At 72.2% G+C, this 16563-nt stretch carries 15 protein-coding genes and 1 riboswitch; of the genes, 8 read left to right on the plus strand and 7 right to left on the minus strand.

Translation table 11 applies throughout. The annotated features are described in order from the left end of the window. Positions 1 to 81 precede the first annotated feature (81 nt). Positions 82 to 1080 (plus strand): CBM35 domain-containing protein, encoded by a 999-nt coding sequence (locus tag ACH4SI_RS34385; protein ID WP_398302754.1) that lies wholly within the window; start codon positions 82 to 84, stop codon positions 1078 to 1080. Between the two features lie 73 nt (positions 1081 to 1153). Here the strand turns inward: ACH4SI_RS34385 and ACH4SI_RS34390 are convergent, their stop codons facing one another. The 3 genes from ACH4SI_RS34390 to ACH4SI_RS34400 form a co-directional block, all read right to left on the minus strand. Continuing rightward, positions 1154 to 2107, minus strand: a complete 954-nt coding sequence (locus ACH4SI_RS34390) for a 1-phosphofructokinase family hexose kinase (RefSeq protein WP_398302756.1) — start codon at positions 2105 to 2107, stop codon at positions 1154 to 1156. 199 nt (positions 2108 to 2306) lie between these two features. After that, positions 2307 to 3500, minus strand: a complete 1194-nt coding sequence (gene nagA / locus ACH4SI_RS34395; RefSeq protein ID WP_398302758.1) for an N-acetylglucosamine-6-phosphate deacetylase — start codon at positions 3498 to 3500, stop codon at positions 2307 to 2309. Then, positions 3500 to 4483, minus strand: coding sequence for an ROK family protein (locus ACH4SI_RS34400; protein ID WP_398302760.1), 984 nt, complete (start codon positions 4481 to 4483; stop codon positions 3500 to 3502). Before ACH4SI_RS34400 ends, nagA begins: the two co-directional genes overlap by 1 nt. Positions 4484 to 4798: 315 nt before the next feature. Between ACH4SI_RS34400 and ACH4SI_RS34405 the strand changes: the two genes are divergently transcribed. From ACH4SI_RS34405 to otsB, 3 genes are all read left to right on the plus strand, one after another. Next, entirely contained in the window at positions 4799 to 6019 is a 1221-nt protein-coding gene (locus ACH4SI_RS34405; protein WP_398302762.1) for an extracellular solute-binding protein, read from the plus strand. After that, entirely contained in the window at positions 6016 to 6249 is a 234-nt protein-coding gene (locus tag ACH4SI_RS34410) for a DUF3263 domain-containing protein (protein ID WP_398302764.1), read from the plus strand. The genes ACH4SI_RS34405 and ACH4SI_RS34410 overlap by 4 nt, the downstream gene beginning before the upstream one ends. A 68-nt stretch (positions 6250 to 6317) precedes the next feature. Next, a complete protein-coding gene (gene otsB, locus ACH4SI_RS34415) occupies positions 6318 to 7157 on the plus strand; it encodes a trehalose-phosphatase (RefSeq protein WP_398302766.1) in 840 nt (279 codons plus the stop codon). Between the two features lie 278 nt (positions 7158 to 7435). Here the strand turns inward: otsB and ACH4SI_RS34420 are convergent, their stop codons facing one another. After that, positions 7436 to 8902 carry a trehalose-6-phosphate synthase gene (locus tag ACH4SI_RS34420; RefSeq protein WP_398302768.1) on the minus strand — a complete coding sequence of 489 codons (1467 nt, stop codon included), beginning with the start codon at positions 8900 to 8902 and terminating at the stop codon, positions 7436 to 7438. A 74-nt stretch (positions 8903 to 8976) separates the two neighbouring features. After that, entirely contained in the window at positions 8977 to 9924 is a 948-nt protein-coding gene (locus tag ACH4SI_RS34425; protein WP_398302770.1) for a glucosyl-3-phosphoglycerate synthase, read from the minus strand. 175 nt (positions 9925 to 10099) lie between these two features. Further along, positions 10100 to 10241, plus strand: a riboswitch (SAM riboswitch). A 17-nt stretch (positions 10242 to 10258) separates the two neighbouring features. Between ACH4SI_RS34425 and thrC the strand changes: the two genes are divergently transcribed. From thrC to groL, 4 genes are all read left to right on the plus strand, one after another. Beyond that, a complete protein-coding gene (thrC, locus tag ACH4SI_RS34430; protein ID WP_398302772.1) occupies positions 10259 to 11545 on the plus strand; it encodes a threonine synthase in 1287 nt (428 codons plus the stop codon). Then, positions 11542 to 11820 (plus strand): MoaD/ThiS family protein, encoded by a 279-nt coding sequence (locus tag ACH4SI_RS34435; protein ID WP_398302774.1) that lies wholly within the window; start codon positions 11542 to 11544, stop codon positions 11818 to 11820. The genes thrC and ACH4SI_RS34435 overlap by 4 nt, the downstream gene beginning before the upstream one ends. 408 nt (positions 11821 to 12228) lie before the next feature. Continuing rightward, a complete protein-coding gene (locus ACH4SI_RS34440; protein WP_009716982.1) occupies positions 12229 to 12435 on the plus strand; it encodes a cold-shock protein in 207 nt (68 codons plus the stop codon). A 359-nt stretch (positions 12436 to 12794) separates the two neighbouring features. Continuing rightward, positions 12795 to 14420, plus strand: a complete 1626-nt coding sequence (gene groL / locus ACH4SI_RS34445; RefSeq protein WP_179935138.1) for a chaperonin GroEL — start codon at positions 12795 to 12797, stop codon at positions 14418 to 14420. Between the two features lie 105 nt (positions 14421 to 14525). On the opposite strand, the gene murQ is transcribed toward groL, so the two are convergent. Both murQ and ACH4SI_RS34455 read right to left on the minus strand, forming a co-directional pair. Continuing rightward, a complete protein-coding gene (gene murQ / locus ACH4SI_RS34450; RefSeq protein ID WP_398302777.1) occupies positions 14526 to 15476 on the minus strand; it encodes an N-acetylmuramic acid 6-phosphate etherase in 951 nt (316 codons plus the stop codon). Between the two features lie 98 nt (positions 15477 to 15574). Beyond that, a complete protein-coding gene (locus tag ACH4SI_RS34455) occupies positions 15575 to 16507 on the minus strand; it encodes a MurR/RpiR family transcriptional regulator (RefSeq protein WP_361473360.1) in 933 nt (310 codons plus the stop codon). Positions 16508 to 16563 lie beyond the last annotated feature (56 nt).

Genomic DNA, 16563 nt, shown 5'->3' on the forward strand with positions numbered 1-16563 from the left:
CTGTCGGCCCTGATATGAGCTGTCGTGGCGCGTACGCACACCTGAGCGCCGATGGCCATATGCATAGGGGAGTGACCAGGGATGACGGCCGGCAACAACGGCTCGGACACACCGGAGAACGATGACCCGTTCGCCTATCTGTACCGCTCGGAGGGCGATGAGGGTGGGCAGGGTGGCCAGTCGGGCCAGCCGGGTTCCGCCCGCACCGGTGGGTACGGCTACCCCGGGCCGGCCGCCCGGCAGCAGCCGGGGGTGCCCCGCACCTCGTACAACCACGTCCGCGCGGTCGGCGAACGCCAATACGGCCAGCAGAACTACGGCCAGCAGATCCCGAACCAGCAGCCGCAGGGCTACGGGCAGCAGGGCCAGCAGGGCTACGGGCAGCAGAACGCCCACTACGCCGCCCCCGAGACGCTGCCCGGCGGCGGCAGCCCCCGCCAGCCCGCCGCCCCGCGCGGTGGCGGCCGCGGCCCCAACAACCGGGGGCTGCTGATCGGTGCCATCGCCGTGGTCGCGGTGGTGGTCGTCGGCATCGGCGTCGCCATGATCACCAACGGTGACGACGAGAAGGGCGACCAGGGCAACCAGGCGGGCGGCAAGCCCACGGCGGGGTCCAGCGTCGAGCCCAGCGAGCAGCCGAAGTCCCCCAAGAAGCGCGTCGGCAAGCTGCCCAAGGAGGACGCGGCCAAGATGTCGCTCGGCGGCGGCGCGGCCCCGGCGAGTGACATCAAGGGTGCCAACGCCGAGGGCGGCACGTACGTCGGCGGATTCAACAACCCCGGCGCCTCGGCGACCTGGAACGTGGACGTCGACCGGGCCAAGTCGTACCGGCTGTACGTGCACTACGGGGTGCCCGGCGAGGACCAGAGCATGTCGCTGACGGTCAACGGCAAGAAGTCGCCCCGGCCGATCAGCATGAAGAACTTCTCGAACGCGCCCAAGGGCGACTACGAGAAGGGCTGGACGACCTCGTGGTCCATCGTGCAGCTCAGCCAGGGCAGCAACACGATCACCCTGTCCTGCGGCGACGGCGACAAGTGCGACGTCAACCTCGACCAGATGTGGCTGAAGAGGGGCTGACGGCATGCGCGGGGCGGACGGGGGGCGCGGCGGGTCCGCCGCCCTGGCCGCCCCGCCGCCTCCGCTCCTCGCCTCAGGCCGTCGGGTGCTCGGTGACCTCGATCCGGTCCAGCAGCTCCGCGTAGACCGCCCGGTCGAACTCGCCCGCCGCCGGTGCCCGTACGGCCGCCGCCGACAGGGCCACCGCGCGCGCCATCCGCTCGGGCCAGGGCGCCTCGTCCACCAGCCCGGACAGCAGCCCCGCCACCGCCGCGTCCCCCGCGCCCGTCGGATTGCCCGTCAGGCGCTCCGGCGGGGCCGCGCGCCACGCGCCCTGGGCGGTGATCGCGAGCAGTCCGTCCGCGCCGAGCGAGGCGGCCACCGCGCGCGCCCCGCGCCGCCGGGCGTCGCGCGCGGCGCGCAGCGGTTCGGTGGAGCCGGTGAGCCCGGCCAGTTCCTCGGCGTTGGGCTTGACGATGTCGGGGCGGGCGGCGACGCCGCGGCGCAGCGGTTCGCCGCCGGTGTCCAGCAGGGTGGGGACGCCCGCGGCCCGGGCCTCGCGGATGAGCTGGGCGTACGTACCGACCGGCACGCCGGGCGGCAGGCTGCCGCACAGCGCGACCGCCGAGGCCCCGCGCAGCAGCCGGACGTAGGCGTCCATGAAGGCGGCCCACTCGGTGGCGGTGACGGCCGGTCCGGTCTCGTTGAGCTGGGTGGTGTCGCCCGACGTGGTGTCGACGACGCCGAGGGTGCGCCGGGTGGTACCGGCGATCGGCACCAGCGCGTCGGTGATCCGCCCGCCGCCGGTGTCCGCGTACGCGGCCGTGTCCGTGGCCAGCAGCTCGCGGACCACCGTGCCGGTCACCCCGCCGGCGAAGCCGGTGACGGTGGTGTGGCGGCCGAGCGCGGCGAGGACGCGCGCGACGTTGATGCCCTTGCCGCCGGGCCGTTCGGTGACCTCGGTCACGCGGTGGCTGGCGTGGGGGCGCAGCCTGGGCACCCGGTAGGTGATGTCGAGGGCGGTGTTGAGCGTGACCGTCAGGATCACCCGGCATCCCCTCTCCCGTCCCCCCGCCGGACGGAGATTCCTGTGCTGAAGCATGTGGCTGGGTGCCGAAGCGGCGCCCGCGCGTGAGCGATCATGCCAAAGGCTCGGCGCCCGGCCCAGCCTTTTGAAGTGACCGGGACGCCCAATCATGGTGCGGAATCGGCCAATTCAGGGTCAGCGGGGCGGTGGTGCCGGGGGTTCAGCGGGGGTCGACCACCCAGCCGCCGCGCCGCATCACGCCCCGCAGCCGGAAGTCGGCGTCCAGAACGACGAGATCCGCGTCCTTGCCGGCTTCCAGCGACCCCACCCGGTCGTCAAGACCCAGCACCTTCGCGGGGGTCGCGGACAGCGCCCGGACCGCCTGGTCCACGCCGAGCCCGTCGACGGTGACGGCCCGCCGGAAGGCGTGGTCGAGGGTGAGGGTGGAGCCCGCGATGGACCCGGCCGTGGGCCCGTCGCTGATCCGCGCCACACCGTCCTTGACCTCGACCTCCATCGGGCCGAGCGGATAGCGCCCGTCGCTCATGCCCGCCGCGCCCATCGCGTCGGTGATGAAGGCGACCCGGTCCGCGCCCGCGCGCCGGAAGGCCAGTTGCAGCACGGCGGGGTGCAGATGGGTCCCGTCGTTGATCAGCTCGACGGTGATCCGCTCGTCCTCCAGCAGCGCGGCCACCGGGCCGGGCTCGCGGTGCAGCAGCGACGGCATCGCGTTGAACAGGTGGGTCGCCACGGTCGCGCCCGCCTCCACGGCGTCCCGGGTCGCCTCGTACGTCGAGTCGGTGTGGCCGACCGCCGCCAGGACGCCGCTGTCGGCCAGCAGCCGTACGGACTCCAGCCCGCCCGGCAGCTCGGGCGCGAGCGTCATCATGCGCGCGGTGCCGCGCGCCGCGTCGATGAGCTTGCGCACGTCCGCCGGGTCGGGGTCGCGCAGCAGCGACGGCTGGTGGGCGCCGCAGCGGTGCGGGGAGATGAACGGCCCCTCGAAGTGGACGCCCGCCAGCTCGCCGTCCTCGGCCAGCTCGGAGAGCACCGCCGCCTGCCGGGCGAGGTCGTCCAGATCGCCGGTGACGGTGGAGGCGAGCATCGTGGTGGTGCCGTGCGCGCGGTGCGTCCCGATGACGGTCAGCGCCTCCTCGGCGGTGCCCGAGGAGAACGAGGCGCCGCCGCCGCCGTGGAGGTGCAGATCGACGAAGCCGGGGACGATCCAGCAGCCGGACAGGTCCCGTACGGCCTCGCCCGCGGCCTCTCCCGCGCCCACGGCCTCACCCAGGGGCGCGCCGTCACCGGCGGCCGTCCCGGCGATCCGGGTGCCCTCGATCGTCAGCCGTCCGTCCGTGACCACGCCGGTCGGCAGCACCACCCGGGCGCCGTTGAGAACCGTTCGCTGGACCATCAGCCGGATACCTCCGTGGACTGCGCGGGCTGCGCGGATGACTGTGTGTGGGGTGTGGGCGACTGCGCGGCGACGAGGTCCCAGGCGAGCAGGCCCGCGCCCAGGCAGCCGGCGGCGTCGCCGAGGGCCGCGGGGACGATGCGGGGAAGTGTCTGGAAGGTGATCCGCTCCTCGATCGCCGCGCGCAGCGGGGTGAGCAGCGTCTCCCCGGCCTCGGCGAGCCCGCCGCCGATGATCAGCAGCTCGGGGTCCAGCAGGGTGAGGCCGGTCACCAGGCCGTCGGCGAGCGCGCCGGTCGCTTCCCGCCACACCGCCGCGGCCCGCGGGTCGCCGGACTCGACGGCCTTGGCGCAGTCGGCCGCGTCCGCGCCGGGCCCGCCCCCGGCCGCCGCCCAGGCGCGGCCCACCGCGGCGGCCGAGGCCAGCGTCTCCAGGCAGCCGGACTGGCCGCAGCCGCACGGGGGGCCGCCGGGTCGTACGACGATGTGGCCGATCTCGCCGGAGTCGCCGTGGGCCCCCGGTTCGAGGCGGCCCTCGATGCCGATGGCGCCCGCGATCCCGGTGCCCACCGACACGAACAGGAACCGGTCGGCGCCCCGTCCCGCCCCGAGCCGCCCCTCGGCCAGCCCGCCCGTCCGTACGTCGTGGCCGAGGGCGACCGGCACGCCGCCCAGCCGCTCGGACAGCAGCGCGCGCAGCGGTACGTCGCGCCAGCCGAGGTTGGCGGCGAAGACGGCGACGCCGCGGTCCTGGTCCAGCACGCCGGGCACGCCGACCCCGGCGGCCGCGGCCGGTTCGCCGAACCGCCGCTCGCCGATGGCGCGCAGCTCGGCGGCGAAGCCGAGGATCGCGGCGACCACGGCCTCGGGCCCGTGCTCCCGGCCGGTGGGCCGCCTGGCCTCGTGCAGGAGTGTCCGGTCCGCCCCGACCAGGGCGGCCTTCATGCCGGTGCCGCCCACATCGAGGGCGATGACGTGTTTCACAAGGGACAGTCTCCCGCGATCCACCACGAGAGGTCTAGTCCACTCGCCGGGCGGTTCTTCGTCGCAGGTAAGCGAATTGTGACGACGTGACACATCCCACGTGGTGGTGTGCGTTACGCCTGACCTGGCAAGGAGAGGTCCGATACCGAAGCGATACGCCCATGGTGTAGACCTTGTGGAGGTTTGCAAGGCAGACTCGCTCGACCTTCGCGAGAGGCATCGTGGAGGATGAATCAAGCCATAGGGTGGGAAACAGCAGTGCAGCGGCGACGGTTCTTGAGTCTGACGACGGCTGGGGCCGCTACGGCGGCGGTCATGCCCGCGCTGTCAGCGTGCGGCAGCGACAGCGGATCGGACGGGAACGTCCTGAAGGTGATCGCGGCGGACTACGGCGACAGCGCCGAGAACACCTCCCAGAAGTACTGGGACAAGCTGGCCCGGGCCTTCGAGGCCAAGCACAGCGGCATCACGGTCGACGTCAAGGTCTACAGCTGGACCGACGTCGACAAAAAGGTCGCCGACATGGTCAAGGACGGCGACAGCCCGGACATCGCGCAGATCGGCGCGTACGCCGACTACGCCGCCGCGGGCAAGCTCTACCGCGCCGACCAGATGCTCTCCATTCCCACCCAGGCCGCGTTCATCGCCTCGATCGCCCAGGCGGGCGAGGTCAGCCGGGTGCTGTACGGGCTGCCCTTCGTCTCCAGCGCCCGGCTGCTCTTCTACAACAAGAAGCTGTTCGACGAGGCGGGCATATCCTCCGCCCCCACCAGCTGGGCGGAACTGAAGGACGCCGCGCGGCAGCTCAAGTCGGCCGGCGTGAAGATCCCGTACGGGCTCCCGCTCGGCCCCGAGGAGTCGCAGGCCGAGGCCATGATCTGGATGCTGAGCGGCGGGGGCGGCTACACCGACTCCAACGGCAGCTACACCATCGACTCCGACGCCAACATCGAGACGTTCGAATGGCTGCGGGACGAGCTGGTCGGCGCCGGCCTCACCGGTTCGGGCTCCCCGGCCCGCACCAACCGGCAGGACGTCTTCAACGCCTTCACCCGTGGCGAGGTCGGCATGCTCAACGGCCACCCCACCCTGATGCAGCAGGCGTCCGGCCACGACATCGACTACGCCACCGCCCCGCTGCCGGGCCGCACCGGCAAGTCCACCTCGACGATGGGCGTCGCCGACTGGCTCATGGCGTTCAAGGCGAACGGCAAGCGGAAGCAGATCGGCGACTTCCTCAACTTCGTCTACCAGGAAAAGAACGTGCTGGACTTCGCCGACCAGTACGACCTGCTGCCGGTCACCACGTCCGTCTCCTCCACGATGCGCCACGAGAAGGACCACAAGAAGCTGTGGCGCTTCCTCGACCAGATGGACAGAGCCCAGTTCTACCCGGCGGACAAGACCTCGTGGCCGGCCATCAGCAAGATGGTCAAGGAGAAGATCGGCTCGACGGTGACCAGCGGCGGCGACCCGGCGAGCGTCCTCGGCGAGATCCAGCGGGCCGCCGACGCCATGGAGACGACCAAGCCGTGACCGCCGAGGAACTCTCCGAACAGGACCTGGCCGTGCTCGCCGTGGAGCGGACCGGCTGGCCGGGTCCTGGCGCCAAGGAGCGGGCCATACGGGAGCGGCTCGGCATCACCCCGACCCGCTACTACCAGCTGCTCAACGCCCTGCTGGACGACCCCCGCGCGCTGGAGCACGACCCGGTGACCATCAACCGGCTGCGCCGCGTGCGCGATCAGCGGCGCGAACGCCGCTGAGGCCGCCCGCGCCCGGCCGGTGGCCGGTGTTACGGGTGCCGGTGGGCGGGGGCGGGTAGGGTCGCCGCATGGGCAGCCACCCCCTTCCCGTCCCCGTCACCGCCGCCGGCCGCGAGGGTCTCGCGGCCCTCCTGGAACGGCCCGACCGAGCCGTCGTCGGGGTCGACTTCGACGGCACCCTCGCCGACATCGTCCCCGACCCCGACCAGGCCCGCGCCCACCCCGGCGCCGTCCCGGCCCTCGCCGCGCTGGGCCCCCGGCTGCGCTCCCTCGCGGTGATCACCGGCCGCCCGGCCGAAGTCGCCGTCCGCCACGGCGGCTTCGGGGACAGCGGCGCCCCGGCCAACCTCGTCGTCCTCGGCCTCTACGGCGCCGAGCGCTGGGACGCGTCCACCCGTACCGTCCAGGCCCCCGAGCCCCACCCGGGCATCGCCGCCGTCCGCTCCGAACTGCCGGGCGTCCTGGAGGCGAACGGCGCCTGGCACGGCACCTGGACCGAGGACAAGGGCCGTGCCGTCGCGGTCCACACCCGCCGCACCGAGGACCCCCAGGCCGCCTTCGACCAGCTGCGCGCCCCGCTGCACGCGCTGGCCGAGCGCCACGGCCTGATCGTCGAACCGGGCCGCCTGGTCCTGGAACTGCGCCCGCCCGGCATGGACAAGGGCGTCGCGCTGCTGGAGTACGTCCGGGAGACGTCCGCGGGCGCGGTGCTCTACGCGGGCGACGACCTCGGTGACCTGGCCGCGTTCGCGGCCGTGGAGCGGTTGCGGAAGGAAGGCGTGCCGGGGCTGCTGGTGTGCAGCGGCAGCACGGAGGTGACGGCCCTGGCGGAGCGCGCCGACCTGGTGGTCGAAGGACCGGCCGGGGTGGTGGCCCTGCTGGAGGCCCTGGCGGCGGCGATGCGCTGATTGTTCCCCACCCCACCCCGCCCCTTCCCGAACCGGGGGCAAGCCCCGGACCGCGCCCGCGTGTGATGTGCCCCCCGGCGGTGCCCCTGCGGGTCGGGACGCGGGAGAGCGACGCTGCGCCGGTGGGTCTGCGCAGCGGTGCCCGGCTGTGGCGGCGCACCCGGCCGACCGTGGGTCGGGGCTGAGCCCGCGAGCGGTGCTCGGGTGTGGTGGTGCTCCGGCCCCGGCCGGGGTGCCGGGGTGCCGGGGGCGGAGCCCCGGGGTGAGGGGGCGCGGGGCTAGGGGGTGTCCTCCAGCGCGTGCAACTGGGCCAGGAACCAGTCGCGGGGTGGGAGGGCCGTCGCGGCGGCGGCCAGGCGTTTCGTACGGTCCGCGCGCTCGCCCTCCGGCGTCCGCAGCGCCTCGTCCAGCGCTCGCGCCGTGCCCTCCACGTCGTACGGATTCACCACCACCGCGTCCGCGCCCAGCTCCTCGTACGCCCCCGCCTCCCGCGACAGCACCAGCGCGCAGCCGCGTTCGGAGACGACCGGGACCTCCTTGGCGACCAGGTTCATCCCGTCCCGGATCGGGTTGACGAGGGCCACGTCGGCCAGCCGGTAGGCGGCCAGGGAGCGCGCGAAGTCGTCCTTCACATGGAGCGCGACCGGCTGCCAGCCCTCCGTCCCGTACTCCGCGTTGATCTCCTCGGCGAGCACCCGCACCCGCTCGGTGTAGTCGCGGTAGACGGCGAGGTCCTGGCGCGACGGGTAGGCGAAGGCCACGTGGACCACGCGCTCGCGCCACTCGGGACGGGTCTCCAGCAGGCGGCGGTAGGCCAGCAGCCCGCGCACGATGTTCTTGGACAGCTCGGTGCGATCCACCCGGACGATCGTCTTCCGCCCCGGGCCGATCTGCTCGCGCAGCGCCGCCAGCCGTTCGTCCACGTCGGCCGCCCGCGACCGCTCCCGCAGGAAGGTGGCGTCGGCGCCGAGGCCGTGCACCCCGAGCCGGGTCTCCCGGCCCTCGAAGCGCACGGCGGCCGCCGAGCCGTCCGTCCCCCGGACGACCTCCGCGCCCAGCACCGCCGCACAGCAGTCGGCGAACGACGCGGCCCAGCGCCCGGTGAGGAAGGCGGCACGGTCGCCGCCGAGGATGCCGCGCAGCACGCCCGCCGCGACATCGTCCGGCAGCAGCCGGTAGTAGTCCGGGGGCGCCCAGGGCGTGTGCGAGAAGTGGCCGATCCGCAGGTCGGGGCGGCGCGCCCGGAGCAGCCCGGGGACCAGCGCCAGGTGGTAGTCCTGCACCAGCACGACCGCGCCCTCGGCCGCCTCCTGGGCGAGCGCGTCGGCGAAGGCCGCGTTGTACGTCTCGTACGCCGCCCACTGCGCGCGGAACTCCGCGTCGAAGACCGGCTCGACCGGGGTCTGGTAGAGCAGGTGGTGGACGAACCACAGCACCGAGTTCGCGACGCCGTTGTACGCCGCGGCGAAGACATCCGGCGCGATGTCCAGCATCCGCACCTGCTGCCCGCCGGTGTGGTCCGCGTCCAGGTGGCCGGTCCCGGCGCGGCGCGCCGCCTCGCGGTCGCCGTCGCCGAGCGCGGCGCACACCCACACGGCCCCGGCGTCGGGCCCGATCGCGCTCAGGCCGGAGACCAGCCCGCCGCCCCCGCGCTTGGGGGTGAGCGAACCGTCCTCGCCCAGCGCGTACGAGACAGGGCCGCGGTTGGACGCGACGAGGATCGGTGCGCTGCGTTCAACGGCCATGTCGCGAGCCTAGCCATCGGACACCCGGCGCAAACGTACGTACGGTTTCTTGTGCCCGGGAGAGTTAGGCGAAGCTATGCCGCGCGCCGCTCCTGGTACTCCGGGATCTCGATCATCGGCGGCCGCTCCTCCGTGTCCACCGCCGTGGTGCGCGGCTCGAAGCCGTTCTCACCGCGCTCGAACTGGGTCAGCCGCGGCCGCACCAGATGGCCGCGGGCCAGCCGCAGCTGGGCGGTGCGGTAGATCGCCGCGGCCATCCGGCCGAGCGCCTTGCCGTCCTGGTGGCGGTGTTTGCGCACGCCGATGTCGACCTGGGCGAGGGCGTCGAGCCCGACCGTGTGCAGCGCGTCGACCAGCAGGCCCAGCTCGACCCCGTACCCGACGGGGAACGGCAGCCGCTCCAGCAGCGAGCGCCGGGCCGCGTACTCGCCGCCCAGCGGCTGGACGAAACCGGCCAGCTGCGGCCAGTGCAGGTTCAGCAGCGGCCGCGCGACCAGCTCGGTGACCCGGCCGCCCTGGCCGGCGGCGTCCCGCAGCGGACGGTCGTACATGCCCTTGACCAGCTGCACCCCGGGGTCGGTGAGCAGCGGCCCGACGATCCCGGAGACGAAGCGCGCGTCGAATTCGCGCAGGTCGGCGTCGATGAAGCAGACGATGTCGCCGCTGGTCGCCAGCAGTGACCGCCACAGCACCTCGCCCTTGCCGGGCAGCGCGGGCAGGCGCGGCAGCAGCGCGTCGCGGTGGACCACCCTCGCGCCGGCCGCCGCGGCGACCTCGGCGGTGCGGTCCGTGGAACCGGAATCCAGCACCACCAGCTCGTCGACGAGCGGCACGGCCTCGGTCATCAGCTCGCGGCGGATCGCGGCGGCGATCTCGCCGACGGTCGCCTCCTCGTTCAGCGCGGGCAGCACCACGCTGACGCTCGTCGCCGTGTGGCGCTTCGCGGCCAGCAGGCGGTCCAGCGGACGGTCGTCGGCCGACCAGGAGCGGTGCTCCAGCCAGCGCTCCACCTCATCCAGCACCTGTTTTGTCTCCCTGCTGTGATCGCTCGGGCGTGATGGTTGTGATCCATCTCGCGGTTCGGACGTCTGGCTCAACCCTCCGGGCCGTCGGTTACAGTCTTGAACAACGCACGTGACCTTCGTATGTCGGGGGCACGGTGTGACAAACGCCCCGGGTCCGGCCCGGTGGCCATACCGCTCATCCAGAGGGGCAGAGGGAACGGCCCGTTGAAGCCCCGGCAACCCTCCAGCTGGTCTCGCGTCCTGTAGCGAGGCTCCCAGCTCGGGAAGGTGCCAATTCCGTCTCGTGGCGAAATGCGTCCCGAGGAAGATGAGGAGAAAGGGCCTCGCCTCCATGGCTGTGCAATCCGTCGAAAGCTCAACCACTTCCGCTGCCGCTTTCGGCCCCGCCGTCGCCCTGTCCTGCCGCGAGTGCGGTGAGCGCTTCGACCTCGGCCCGATCTTCGCGTGCGGGTCGTGTTTCGGGCCGCTCGAGGTGGCGTACGAGCTGCCGAGCGGCGACCCGGAGGCCCTGCGGAAGCAGATCGAGGCCGGTCCGGACAACATCTGGCGCTACGCGCCGCTGCTGCCCGTCCCCACGGACGTGGCCACGCTCCCCAGCCTGAGCCCGGGCTTCACCCAGCTCGTCAAGGCCGACCGGCTCGCCCGTGAGCTGGGCGTCACCGGCGAGCTGCACGTCAAGGACGACTCCGGCAACCCGACCCACTCCTTCAAGGACCGGGTCGTCGCCATCGCCGTCCAGGCGGCCCGCACCTTCGGCTTCACCACCCTGTCCTGCTCCTCCACCGGCAACCTGGCCGGCGCGGTGGGCGCCGCGGCCGCCCGTTCCGGCTTCCGCTCGTGCGTCTTCATCCCGCACGACCTGGAGGCGGGCAAGGTCGTCATGGCCGCTGTCTACGGCGGTGACCTGGTCGGCATCGAGGGTACGTACGACGACGTCAACCGCTTCTGCAGCGAGCTGATCGGCGACCCCGTGGGCGAGGGCTGGGGCTTCGTCAACGTCAACCTGCGGCCGTACTACGGCGAGGGCTCCAAGACCCTGGCGTACGAGATCTGCGAGCAGCTCGGCTGGCGGCTGCCGGACCAGATCGTCATCCCGATCGCCTCCGGCTCCCAGCTCACCAAGATCGACAAGGGGCTCAAGGAGCTGATCAAGCTCGGTCTGGTCGAGGACAAGCCGTACAAGATCTTCGGCGCGCAGGCCGAGGGCTGCTCCCCGGTCTCCACCGCCTTCAAGGCGGGCCACGACGTGGTGCGCCCGCAGAAGCCGAACACCATCGCCAAGTCGCTGGCCATCGGCAACCCGGCGGACGGCCCGTACGTCCTCGACATCGCGCGCCGCACCGGCGGGGCGGTGGAGGACGTCACCGACGAGCAGGTGGTCGACGCGATCAAGCTGCTCGCCCGCACCGAGGGGATCTTCGCGGAGACCGCGGGCGGCGTGACCGTCGGCGTGACGAAGAAGCTGATCGAGGACGGTCTGCTCGACCCGTCCCTGACGACCGTCGTCCTCAACACCGGCGACGGCCTCAAGACCCTCGACGCGGTGGCCCCCACCACGGGCCCCTCCGCCATCATCCGCCCCACCCTTGACTCGTTCCGAGAGGCTGGCCTCGCATGAGCGTCAACGTCCGAATCCCGACCATCCTGCGTACCTACACCGGCGGCCAGGCCGAGGTCAGCGCCGAGGGCGCGACCCTCGCCGAGGTTCTGGCGGACCTGGAGAAGAACCACGCGGGCATCGCGGCCCGCGTCCTGGACGACACCGGCAAGCTGCGCCGCTTCGTGAACGTCTACGTCAACGACGATGACGTGCGGTTCGCCGAGGGCCTGGCCACGGCCACGCCGGACGGCGCCGGAGTGTCCATCATCCCCGCGGTCGCGGGTGGCTGCTGACGCTCCATCACCCCTCTCACCTCTGGAAATCGCCCCGTCCGGGAAGAAACGGACGGGGCGATTCCGTGTGTTGAATCGCGATACAGTTGCCCCGCCTCCCCAGCGGCCCCGGCGCCACCACATATGAGAACTCGTCAACTTGTGCGCAAAGTGTGTGCGCGATTTGTCGGGTTGATGCCCTATGTCCCGCCAGGTTTGCCCGAACTTCACAGGAATTCTCCACTTATTCCCGATCGGCCGCGCCCAGAATTCTCGTCCAATTGACCTGTTGCAGAGGGCGTTGGGACGGATACATTCAGCGGCGGTCGACGCGTTCCGGCGCACACCCCCCTCGACTCGGGGGGTGAGGTCTGACCCGGGTCCGCGGAGTGCGGTCCTGCGCAAGGGCCAGCAATAGGGGAGTTAGGAATGGCTCAGGGCACCGTCAAGTGGTTCAACGCGGAGAAGGGGTACGGCTTCATCGCGGTCGACGGTGGTGCGGACGTGTTCGTCCACTACAGTGCGATCCAGATGGACGGTTACCGCACCCTCGAGGAAGGCCAGCGGGTCGAGTTCGAGATCTCGCAGGGCCAGAAGGGCCCGCAGGCGGACATGGTCCGCGTGGCCGTAGGCTGACGCGCCGAACGCGAGGCAGCTGACTGAAGTCCGGAGGGCCCGTACCCCGCGAGGGGACGGGCCCTCTGGCATGTCCCGGGTCGCCCGTACCTCGCGAGGGGGTGGGCCCTCTGGCATGTCCCGGGCCCCGCCGCTCATCTCTCCCGGCGCCTCTTGACGCCCATCGGGCGCTTGCACTCTCATGGGTCGAGTGCTAATTATTGCGTTAGCACTCTGAAGGTGAGAGTGACAGAAGGATCGGGTCGGTGAGGCAAGCCGACGCCGCGCGGGGCAAGGAACCGCACGGCAGGCAGGCCGTCCGTCGCGGGCGCCAGGCGCGGTCCGGAGCAATCCACCCCGTCTTGGGAGGACCACTTCACATGGCCAAGATCATCGCGTTCGACGAGGAGGCGCGGCGCGGCCTCGAGCGCGGGATGAACCAGCTCGCCGACGCCGTCAAGGTCACCCTCGGCCCCAAGGGCCGTAACGTCGTCCTCGAGAAGAAGTGGGGCGCCCCCACGATCACCAACGATGGTGTGTCCATCGCCAAGGAGATCGAACTCGAGGACGCGTACGAGAAGATCGGCGCCGAGCTGGTCAAGGAGGTCGCGAAGAAGACGGACGACGTCGCCGGTGACGGCACGACGACCGCGACCGTCCTCGCCCAGGCGCTGGTCAAGGAGGGCCTGCGGAACGTTGCCGCGGGCGCCAACCCGATGGCCCTCAAGCGCGGCATCGAGAAGGCCGTCGAGGCCGTCTCCGCCCAGCTGCTCGAGCAGGCCAAGGACGTGGAGACCAAGGAGCAGATCGCCTCCACCGCCTCCATCTCCGCCGCCGACACCCAGATCGGCGAGCTGATCGCCGAGGCCATGGACAAGGTCGGCAAGGAAGGCGTCATCACCGTCGAGGAGTCGCAGACCTTCGGGCTCGAGCTCGAGCTCACCGAGGGCATGCGCTTCGACAAGGGCTACATCTCCCCGTACTTCGCGACGGACATGGAGCGTATGGAGGCGTCGCTCGACGACCCGTACATCCTGATCGTCAACTCGAAGATCACCAGCGTGAAGGACCTCCTCCCGCTGCTCGAGAAGGTCATGCAGTCCGGCAAGCCGCTGCTGATCATCGCCGAGGACATCGAGGGCGAGGCGCTGGCGACCCTGGTCGTCAACAAGATCCGTGGCACCTTCAAGTCCGTCGCCGTCAAGGCCCCGGGCTTCGGTGACCGCCGCAAGGCCATGCTCGGCGACATCGCCATCCTCACCGGTGGCACCGTCATCTCCGAGGAGGTCGGCCTCAAGCTGGAGAACGCGGGCATCGACCTGCTCGGCCGCGCCCGCAAGGTCACCGTCACCAAGGACGAGACCACCATCGTGGACGGCGCCGGCGACACCGACCAGGTGCAGGGCCGCGTCAACCAGATCCGCGCCGAGATCGAGTCCTCCGACTCGGACTACGACCGCGAGAAGCTCCAGGAGCGCCTGGCGAAGCTGGCCGGCGGCGTGGCCGTCATCAAGGCCGGTGCCGCGACCGAGGTCGAGCTGAAGGAGCGCAAGCACCGCATCGAGGACGCGGTGCGCAACGCCAAGGCCGCCGTCGAGGAGGGCATCGTCGCCGGTGGTGGCGTGGCCCTGCTCCAGACCGTCTCGGTCTTCGAGAAGCTGGAGCTCGAGGGCGACGAGGCCACCGGTGCCCAGGCCGTGCGCCTGGCCCTGGAGGCCCCGCTGAAGCAGATCGCCGTCAACGCCGGCCTCGAGGGCGGCGTCGTGGTGGAGAAGGTGCGCAACCTGACCCCGGGCCACGGCCTCAACGCCGCGACCGGTGAGTACATCGACCTGATCGCCGAGGGCATCATCGACCCGGCCAAGGTCACGCGCTCCGCGCTGCAGAACGCCGCGTCGATCGCCGCGCTGTTCCTCACCACCGAGGCCGTCATCGCCGACAAGCCCGAGAAGGCCGCTCCGGCGGGCGCCCCGGGCGGCATGCCGGGCGGTGACATGGACTTCTGATCGGCTTCGGCGCCCCGCGCGCCGGTCGGTCACACCGTCCACAGACGACGGCGGGGCGGCACCCTTTCTCCCAGGGGTGCCGCCCCGCCGCCGTGCTGTGTGCCGTTATGCTCCCGCCGCTTCGAGGGCCGCCCGGAGGTGTCCGTTCGCCTCGGCGAGCAGCTTCTCGGCGGTGGGCGCGTCCACGCCGCCGAGGATGGTCAGGATGGCGTTCTTGGCCTCCCAGTCGGTGGCCGTCAGCGCGCTCTCGATCCGCTCGTCCGTGGCGCCGGTCGCCAGCGAGACGATACGACGCGTGCGCGCCCGCAGCTTCTCGTTCGAGGCGCGCACGTCGACCATCAGATTCCCGAAGGTCTTGCCCAGCCGGATCATGGTGATGGTCGAGATCATGTTGAGCACGAGCTTCTGCGCCGTACCCGCCTTGAGCCGGGTGGAGCCGGTGAGCAGCTCCGGTCCGACGACGACCTCGACGCCGTGGTCGGCGGCCGCGGCGAGCGCCGAACCCGCGTTGCACGACAGCCCGACCGTGAGCGCCCCGCGGCGGCGGGCGTGCTCGACGGCGCCCACGGCGTACGGGGTGCGGCCGGAGGCCGAGACGCCCACGACCGCGTCGTCCGGGCCGATCCCGATCCGGTCCAGGTCCTCGGCGGCCACCTCCGCGCTGTCCTCCGCCCCTTCCACGGACGACATCACTGCGGTCTCCCCGCCCGCGATCAGGCCGACCACCCGGTCCGGCCGGGCGTTGAAGGTGGGCGGGCACTCGCTCGCGTCGAGCACCCCGAGCCGCCCGGCGGTGCCCGCGCCCGCGTACACCAGCCGTCCGCCGCCCGCCATGCGCGCGGCGATGCCGTCGATGGCGGCGGCGATCCGGGGGAGCTGGGCGGCGACGGCGGCGGGGACCCCGGCGTCCTCGGCGTTCATGATGCGGGCGATCTCGACGGTGTCGAGCCGGTCGATCTCGGCGAGTTCGGGGCGGAACGCCTCGGTGGTGAGGGTCTCCAGCTGGGCGCGGAGCTGTCGCTGTTGCTGCTGTTGCTGATCGGCGGCGGAAGTCATGGCGAAGCGGCTCTTTCCCTGTCTCAGCGTGATGGTGGGGGGTGGTGGTGGCGGTGCGGCGGCCTTGGCCACCCGGTCCCAGCGGTGGCGGGCCGGTCTCAGCGGTGGCGGGGGCGGGGGTCGTGCCGGTGCGCGAGGGCCTCGTACGAGGCGGACAGGGCGGGCGCCGCGCTCTCGTACGTGCGCTGCGCCACGCCTATGAACAGGCAGTCCACCACCAGCAGCTGGCTGGTGCGGCTGGACATGGCCGCCGGGCGCAGCTCGCTCTCGCGCGCGGTGGAGGTGGTGAGGACGAGATCCGCGTACTGCGCGATCTCGCCGTCCGGGCGGCCGGTGATCGCGATGGTGGTCGCCCCGCGCTCGAAGGCGACGCGCAGTGGCTCGATGACGTCCGTCGTGCGGCCCGAATGGGTGATCGCGAGCGCGACGTCGCGGGAGTGCAGCTGTACGGCGTTGGTGACGGCCAGGTGCGGATCGGCGTGCGCGTGCGCGATCAGGCCGATCCGCAGCAGCTTCTGCACCAGGTCCTGGGCGACCAGGTTCGACGCGCCGATGCCGTACACGTCGATTCGGCGGGCGGCGGCGACCGCGGCGACCGCGGCCTCGACCTGGCCGGTGTCGAGCCCGGCGGCGGTGTCGGCCAGGCACTGCTGCTCCTCCTGCGCGAGCTTGGCGATCACGTCGCCGATCGGGTCGTCGACCGCGATGTCCGCCGTGACGGCCGGCGCTCGCCCTGCCGCCTGCTGCGCGGCGAGTGCGGCGAGCGCGAGGCGCAGATCGCGGTATCCGGGGTAGCCGAGCAGCCGGGAGGTGCGTACGACGGTGGCCTCGCTGGTACCGGTGCGCTCCGCGAGGCCGGTGACGGTGAGCGCCGCGCAGCCCGCCGGATCGCCCGCGACGGCCTCGGCGACGCGCTGCATCGAGCGGGTCATGGAGGGGCCAAGGGTGCGGACCTTCGCCGCGAGGGCGGAGGGGGCGGGCACGGCGGGGTCGGTGAGGGGAGTGAAAGTTTCCTTCAACTTGCTACTCACATCTGAAAACTATTTCCGGCCACGAGGCCCGTCAAGACCGCGCGCGGAGGCCGTTA

The sequence above is a fragment of the Streptomyces sp. NPDC021212 genome, from assembly GCF_044332925.1.
Classification (GTDB): domain Bacteria; phylum Actinomycetota; class Actinomycetes; order Streptomycetales; family Streptomycetaceae; genus Streptomyces.